We start from the raw sequence: 7,615 nt of genomic DNA, 5'->3' as shown, positions 1-7,615 counted from the left end.
GGGCATCCAGGCCATCGGGATCCGGCAGCGCCATGCCGGGTGTTGAATCACGCCACGGCCAAACCGCAAAACCCCACCGCCCGGATATCTGCCCCAGTTACTCGGGAACGGCTCTAAGTCCTTGATATGACGCGCTCGCTTCCGCCGAACCGGTATCTACTTCGGCGGCGAGCGCTCTGGCGGGAAACGACGGTCGATTCATTCGGACGATCTGGTTCGAAGCGGAGTCGGCCGGGCCTCGGTTTGTCATTATCTTGGAGCCGTAGAACAGGGCGGGATCGTCTGCCTTGTAACCGTCCGAAGCTTCGCTTCTCGGTCGGCCTGAACGAACAGCCACCCGGCCCCAGACGTGTAAACCCCGCGCGGCCGATTTGCGTAATGCTGAGCGATGCAGTTCCGCACGCCCGCTAGCTTCCTAACCCTATTGCCTGGGCCCATATCGGCTATGAACTGTTATCGAAACAAATTTTTTGTCGATGCGTCATTCCAGGCCTCTGAAGCATAGTATTATTGTACTCTCCGGGCAAACGATTTAATTAATTTAGTATTACATGCATAAAATTCCGAAAGTTTTAGATAAAATAACATTTGCTTAGTTGCAGAACCTGAAGAGTCATGAAAAAAATTATGACTATGACCTTTGCGAAAGTCGCAATGCCACGGTACAAGTCGGAGGCACGAACACCTTGTTTTGCACATCGTTGCGTCGAGAAGTCTTTCACAGATGACTCCTTCCGGTCAAAAAATATGCCTGTCGATGATCGTCAAGAACGAGGCGCCGGTTATTCGACGCTGCCTCGATTCTGTGCGTCCGATTATTGATCATTGGATCATCGTCGACACCGGCTCCACCGACGGAACGCAGGACATCATTCGTGCCGCCATGGCCGATCTGCCGGGCACCCTTGTGGAGCGGCCCTGGGTCGATTTCGCCCATAACCGCACGGAAGCCCTGGATCTCGCTCGACCGCACGGTGATTACACCCTCGTCATCGATGCGGACGACGAGTTGGTCATCCCGGCTGACTTCGTGATGCCAAATCTCGATGCGCCCGGGTATAATCTCCAAATCCATGATAACACGATGCGGTATCAGCGTACGCAATTGTTCAAAAACGCTCTACTTTGGTATTACAGGGGTGTCTTACACGAGTTCGCGGAATGTAAAGACTTGGTTTGGACCAGCACGTTGCCGATCACGATGCATCGAGGTCATGACGGTGCGCGTCGTCTTGATAAAAAAACTTTTGCACGAGATGCAGAAGTTCTCGAAAAAGCCATCACGACAGAGAAGGATCCATTTCTGGTTTCGCGCTATACGTTTTATCTTGCTCAGAGCTATCGTGATTGTCAGGAGTACCAGAAGGCAATCTATAATTATCTGAAACGTGCGGAGTTGGGGTTTTGGACGGAAGAAATCTATATAAGTTTTATGAGCGCGGCGTTGCTTATGGAAGAAATCGACGAACCATTTGAAAAAATCTTAGCGACTTTTGAAAAGGCCATTACAGTCAATCCAAGGCGTGTTGAGGCTCGGTTCCACGTCAGTCAGTACTGCCAAAAGAAAAGTCGTTATGTTGAAGGGTATTATTATGCTGAAGCCGGCATCTCTTTGACGCTTCCGGCGGATGGGCTTTTTCTGGAACCATGGATGTATGCGTACGGCATACAGGATACATTTGCCGTGCATGCTATCAGTACGGGCCAGTACAGAGCCTGCGTTTCCGCGTGTCTCGCTGTTCTCGGCTGTCCAAATTTTCCAGCGAAGGATCGGCCGCACCGTGTTGGGCTGGCTCGAAAGGCGCTCACGAAGATGGTTGATCCGGCTTGGGGCGCAAATCACTCAGCCTATGTCGCAGTATACAGTCCGGATTGGCAATTTTCCTGAATTTATCGGTGTGTAGGTCGTGTCTGGGTCAAATCGAGTGGTTCTGAGCCGGAGATAATCGCGTTTCGAGCATCGCTGGAACGTGAATGCTTGAGGCACCGAATGCGGCGGATTTGCCTGTCTACGTCTCGGAGGGGTGCGAGTCGAAGTTAGATCCACCACCTTTCCGTGACATCGGCCTTCCACCTCATATCGAAGCCCTCGCGCTCGGGTGCAAGTTTTTATAACAAACTCTGACATCACTTCCGATTCCGGCTGTAGGCAATATATATAAAATTGCTGTGCGGTTGATGATCTTTATTGGTCCATCGATTGACTTAGGTGGACGCGATCAGATCATGCTGCTGTCGACGATTGCGAACCGCCGTGGTCGCATAGCGGCATCACGGCATGGGTGAGCAGGATCTGCACATCGATCAACCAGCTTTTAAGAAAAACGCCCCGCGCTTGCCGATGTTGACCGCAGCTTTACGAGCATCGTCTTTGGCTTCGCCTGCCGTCTAATCGCTCCGACTGCCCTGCAGGACGGCAGACGCAGTGCCTGAGCGCTCCCGTCATCCTTCCGTGTCGTTCCGTGTGCCGCGCACATCGCGCGACGACCGAAGCGCCTATCTCCCGTCCGAGACCTGTCCCTGCTCCCGCACGCCGATCAAGCGACGGATCTGCCCTGCGGCGGGCCCTTTATTTGGGAGCACATTTCCGGCGCGCGATACTAATCTGCCTTCGTCCCCGATGCAGATCGACACATCTGTCGGATGGAGGGTCGAGTGATCGTCTACGCACTTAAAGCCATCGCGGCGTCGTCTTGGGCGCGGTGTTGTCGGTTCGATGAACCGACACCGACACGCACCCCCACACCGGAGACGACCGACGATGCGCACGCACACCACTCTGAAGTCCACCACGCCTCATAATCGGGCCGCCCCTCAAGGGATCTTGTTCTTCGAGCCCGCGCTTGATGCGGCCCCAGCCGGCGATCTGCCGCGTTATCACGCGCATGGGCGTGCGGCCCTGGCGAATGCCCTCGACGAAGGGCTGATGGCCGACGAGGTCGAGCAGATCCTCGACGGGCGGAAGATTATCGACGTCTTCCCGGTCTGGCGGGGCGAGAGCCCGGCGGATTACGCGGCGCGGGCCGTGGCCGAGATGTTCGTCGCCTATCTGCAATAAGCCTTCCGCTTTCGCCGAACCCAATCATCCCAAAACTTGCATCTCAAGAACTCGGCTGCCGCCTCGGTGGACGCCGCGGAGCATCTTTGCCCGCGGCGTGTCCCGCACGCAGCAGCATGGGCTGGAATCTCTCTCCATGCCGACGATGGAAATGCCCGGGTGGGATCGCCCAGCGAAGGCGGTTCTGCGCGCCCTTGTGATCGGGGTCACCGGCTTCGCCGCGATCTCGCCCCTGGCGGAAGTGACAGCCTCCGTGCCCGTGCCGACTTTCGCCTCGCAATCCGATGGCGCAGGCGGAGCACCGTCCGAGGTGGCGGCGCGGGTGGCCCTCGGTCCGGGTGGTCGGGATATCCGGCTGGCCGGCGACCTCACCGAGGGCGTAGCAACCCGCGTGGCGGCCCTGCTGGCGGCCAACCCGGGGGTGGAGCGCCTCCATCTGACCAGCGATGGCGGTTTGGTCGAGGAGGCGGAGGCCATTGGAGTGCTGGTCGCCGAGCGGGGTCTCGCCACCTATGTGCCGGATGCCTGCGCCTCGGCCTGCACCCTCGTCTTCGTGCGCGGACGGGCGCGTTATCTAGCCACTGGCGCGCAACTCGGCTTCCACGCCCCCTACGAGTTGGGACCGGGCGGCCGGATCGAGGCGGTCGATCCCGGCGCCGAGCGCGCGGCTTATCTCGCAGCCGGCCTGAAGCAGGATTTTGTGGCGCGGACCATGACGGTGGCGCCCGAGGATATCTGGATCCCCGAGCCGGAGCGGCTGCGCGAGGCGGGAGTCGTGACCGAGATGGTCGGGAGCGACCGCTTTCCCGATTCGACCCTCGATGCCGATCCGAGCCCGCAGGCTGCCCGAGCCGAAGTTCTGCGTAATCTCCCGATCCTGGCTGCGGCGGATCCGGCTGCGGTCGACGAGGCCGCCGCGTGGTATCGAGACGGGTATCTGGCCGGCCGCACGGAGGCGGAGGCCATCGCGGGTCTGCACCAGCGGGCCGCGGCCGAATTGCGCCGGCAGTTCCGGGCGGCCGACGACGCAACGATTCGTGCCTTGGGACGCGTCGTTCTCACGACCATCACGGCGGCCGAAGCCTGCGCCGCAATCGCAGAGGGCGACCTCGTCACGCTCGACGAGGTGCTCAGGCATGCGCAGCCGGGTAGCCCTGGACTTGCGCCGCTCCTCGTGCGGCGTTCGCCCGAACACGGGAGCGCCGCGGGTGTCGACGCGAAGCCGAACCGCACGGCATGGCCGGAACACCGCCCTGTTCCGCCGGTCTGCGCGGGGCCGCTGAAGGCTGTCCGCCACGCCCTTGTGCGCGCGCCGCACGAAGCGGCGCTGGCCCTGCGGACGATCCTACTGGGTGATCCGCCGGCCACGATCGCCAGCGCCGCGCTTCCCTAATGGGATCCAACGTCACTTAGCAGCAGCGGCTGCCGCCTGGCGACGGAGCAGTCCTACCCCTTCCCCGCAATCCTGCACGCGAGACACCGATGGCATCGACGACACGCCGCACCGTCCTGGCCGGAGCGCTGGCCCTGGCGGCCGGCGGCGCGAGGGCGGCGAGTGCCCTGCGGGTGGTGGCCTCCTCGGTGCCGCATGCGGAGATCCTGGAATTCGTCACGCGCAGGCTGGCCCCTGATTTCGCCCTGAAGCTCATCGAAACGAACGGCGAGATCCGCCCGAACGCGCTGCTGCGCGACGGCGATGCCGACGCGAACTTTTTTCAGCACGTCCCGTTCCTGCACTCGGAAGAGGCGCAACTCGGAGTCACATTCGCGGTGGTGGCGGCCGTGCATATCGAGCCGCTCGGAATCTATTCCCGTCGGGTCAAGACTTTGGCCGAGGTGCCGCAGGGGGCGAGCGTCGCCCTGCCGAACAACGTCACGAATTTCACCCGCGGCCTGAAGCTTCTTCAGGAGAGCGGGCTGATCCGGCTGCGCCCGGGCGGTGACGGCAGCTTTGCCACCGTGCAGGACATCGCCGAGAATCCGAAGGGCCTCCGCTTCATCGAAGTTCTGTCGGCGCAGTTGCCCCGCTCCCTCGACGATGTCGCCCTGGCGGTCATCAACGGCAACTACGCACTCGAATTCGGCCTGGTCCCGGCTCGGGATGCGCTCGCTCTCGAGCGCGCCGAAGGCAATCCCTACGCGAATGTCCTGGTGACCACGCAGGCCTTGGCGAAGGATGAGCGGATCCTGCGCCTCGCCGGCCTGCTGACGTCCGCGGAGGTCGCCGGTTTCATTCGCGATCGGTATCGCGGTTCGGTGATCCCCGTCCGGGCCGTCTGATCGGATCATCGGCAGCGGGGCGATCCCGGCTTCGCCTCCATCCATTCGGAACAGGGGCTGCATCGATCCGGCTTGCGTCACCAAAGACTGGTCCGCGCCGGTCCGCGGATGGCGTGTGCTGCTTTCGCGCGATGAATGCGTTCATAGCAAACGCAGATATTTCTCGAAGCACGTAAGCATATCTACCGATAAGGATTGATGAAAAATCAGTCCTCGCATCGAATGCGCCAGGATAAATTATTGACTAATTAATGAGGATATGCTAGAAAATAAATACAAATATCTTTGGGTTTTCATATGGACGCCAGTTCATTACAGCCAAAAAAAGCGTCGTCTATAAATTTACGTTCCATCATCATCGGTTCGTCGGTCGCACTGTTCGTCATATCGGCGGCCATAGGAATGTTTTCTGTATTCCGCATCGGTATGATCAATGACGTGAGCCGGTCGATCTCCGGAGAGATCAAGGCGGTCACGATCCTCTGGCGCATGAAGGAATTGAGCCAGGAGCTTCGGGCCCTGGATGTCCTGGCCCACAATGCCCATTCGGAGGACGAGCGCCGCCGCTATCTGACGGATGCCGTCAGGGCCCAGGAGGCGTTCTCCGCGGCTTGGAGCGCCTATGCGCCGACCATCGCGGGGACCGACGAGGAGCAACTGGCGCATCGGTTGCGCGAGGCCTGGCAGCACTTTTTGGCCGTGGAGGCTGAGGCGACCGCGCTGGACCGGGCCGGCGAGCGCGAGCTGGCCGATACGGTGTTCGCCGAGCCGTTCCAGACCGACGCCGTGGCCTTCACGCAAGCCGTGGATTCCGTCCTGGTCCACCGGCAGGCGCGCGCCTTCGAGCAGACGGCGGCAGCCGATTCGGTCGGGGCGACATCGCGGCTGGCGGTGTTGGCAGCCTTGGTGATCGCGGCTTTGCTGACCTTGGCGATCAGCTGGTTCATCGTCCGCCGGGTGGCCGCGCCAATCGCGACGATCACCCGGGTGATGGCGCGCCTCGCCGAGAACGATCTCGCCGTCGCGATCCCCGGGGGCGACCGGGCCGACGAGATCGGCGCCATCGCGGGCGCCGTGCAGGTGTTCAAGGAGAACATGCTGCACGCCAAATTCTTGGAAGAAGAGGCCGCCCGGGTTCGCCTGGAGGCAGAGCAGCAGCGCAAGGTCGTGCTGCGGGACATGGCTGAGCGCTTCGAGGAGACGGTCGGCGGCATCGTCGGCACGGTCGCCTCGGCGGTAACGCAGCTCCAGGGAACGGCGCATCAGATGAGCGAGGCCGCCGGGCAGACGGCCAGCCAATCGACGACAGTCGCAGCGGCTTCCGAGCAGGCCGAATCCAACGTGCGGATGATCGCGTCCGCCGCCGACGAGCTCGGCGCGTCGGTTCAGGAGGTCGGGCGCCAGGCCGAACTTTCCGCCACGATCGCCAACGGCGCGGCTGCGGAGGCGGCCCAGACCATCGCGTTCGTGCAGGTGCTCAGCGGTGCGGCGGACCGGATCGGCGACGTGGTCCGGCTGATCTCCAAGATCGCGGCGCAGACCAACCTGCTCGCCCTCAACGCCGCCATCGAGGCGGCGCGGGCGGGCGATGCCGGCCGCGGCTTCGCGGTGGTCGCCGCCGAGGTCAAGCAATTGGCCGGCGAGGCGAAGCGCGCCACCGACGATATTGCCGGCCATGTCTCGGTCATCAAGGCGTCCACGTCCGACGCCGTCGCGGCGATCGAGGGGATCGCCACGCGGGTCAAAGACATGAGCGGGGCTGCCGCCTCGATCGCCGCGGCCGTCGAGGAACAGGGCGCCGCAACTCAGGACATCCTGGCCAACATCGCGCAGGCCGCCACAGGCACCGGCGCGGTGACGGCGAACATCACCACGGTCGCCGGCACGGCGGAGCATACCGGCGCCGCGGCGGATCGGATGCTGACCTCGGCCAGCGCGCTGTCCCAGGATGCCGCGCGCCTGGGTGACGAGGTCCAGCGATTCCTGAACAGCATCCGGGCGGCCTGATGCGGTCTTTCCGCCGGGTCGGGGCCGGTCGGGCCGCGGCCCGGGGCCATCGTCTTCCGGTTCAGCGCCAAACCTTTGATTTTCCACGCTCGCTGGCGCCGAACCGGCATCCACCCGGCGGCGAGCGCTTCAGGCAGGTGCAAGTGCCATGATCCGAACGCTCCGCGGCTGGGCCGTCGTCCGGAAGCCTGAGGCCGGCACGCCGGCACGCCGGTCATGCATCGGCTGCTTCTGAGCCTCCATCGCCGCCGCGATCGGGCGGTTTACCGC

The 7,615-nt window shown here is 62.3% G+C and carries 5 protein-coding genes; all 5 read left to right on the top strand.

All coding sequences use genetic code 11. The features are described from left to right. The first annotated feature begins 757 nt into the window (after window positions 1-757). Window positions 758-1,888 (top strand): glycosyltransferase, encoded by a 1,131-nt coding sequence (locus tag MKK67_RS04365; RefSeq protein ID WP_243962442.1) that lies wholly within the window; start codon window positions 758-760, stop codon window positions 1,886-1,888. A gap of 873 nt (window positions 1,889-2,761) precedes the next feature. After that, window positions 2,762-3,058 carry a hypothetical protein gene (locus MKK67_RS04360; protein ID WP_243962441.1) on the top strand — a complete coding sequence of 99 codons (297 nt, stop codon included), beginning with the start codon at window positions 2,762-2,764 and terminating at the stop codon, window positions 3,056-3,058. A gap of 136 nt (window positions 3,059-3,194) precedes the next feature. Then, the gene (locus tag MKK67_RS04355) at window positions 3,195-4,451 is read left to right on the top strand and encodes a hypothetical protein (RefSeq protein WP_243962440.1); all 1,257 of its coding nucleotides are present in this window, start codon (window positions 3,195-3,197) and stop codon (window positions 4,449-4,451) included. An 89-nt stretch (window positions 4,452-4,540) separates the two neighbouring features. Then, window positions 4,541-5,338, top strand: coding sequence for a MetQ/NlpA family ABC transporter substrate-binding protein (locus MKK67_RS04350; protein ID WP_243962439.1), 798 nt, complete (start codon window positions 4,541-4,543; stop codon window positions 5,336-5,338). Window positions 5,339-5,635: 297 nt separating this feature from the next. Next, on the top strand, window positions 5,636-7,345 hold the full coding sequence (locus MKK67_RS04345; RefSeq protein ID WP_279601429.1) for a methyl-accepting chemotaxis protein: 1,710 nt from the start codon (window positions 5,636-5,638) through the stop codon (window positions 7,343-7,345). Window positions 7,346-7,615 lie beyond the last annotated feature (270 nt).

The sequence above is a fragment of the Methylobacterium sp. J-072 genome, from assembly GCF_022829425.1.
GTDB lineage: Bacteria > Pseudomonadota > Alphaproteobacteria > Rhizobiales > Beijerinckiaceae > Methylobacterium.
Note: the sequence above shows the minus strand (reverse complement) of the source record. Positions and strands in the feature narration are given on the sequence as shown.

Bases quoted from the DNA above. Each gene is read 5' to 3' on its own strand.
- MKK67_RS04345 (WP_279601429.1), top strand. From the start codon at position 5,636: ATGGACGCCAGTTCATTACAGCCAAAAAAAGCGTCGTCTATAAATTTA.
- MKK67_RS04360 (WP_243962441.1), top strand. From the start codon at position 2,762: ATGCGCACGCACACCACTCTGAAGTCCACCACGCCTCATAATCGGGCC.
- MKK67_RS04355 (WP_243962440.1), top strand. From the start codon at position 3,195: ATGCCGACGATGGAAATGCCCGGGTGGGATCGCCCAGCGAAGGCGGTT.
- MKK67_RS04350 (WP_243962439.1), top strand. From the start codon at position 4,541: ATGGCATCGACGACACGCCGCACCGTCCTGGCCGGAGCGCTGGCCCTG.
- MKK67_RS04365 (WP_243962442.1), top strand. From the start codon at position 758: ATGATCGTCAAGAACGAGGCGCCGGTTATTCGACGCTGCCTCGATTCT.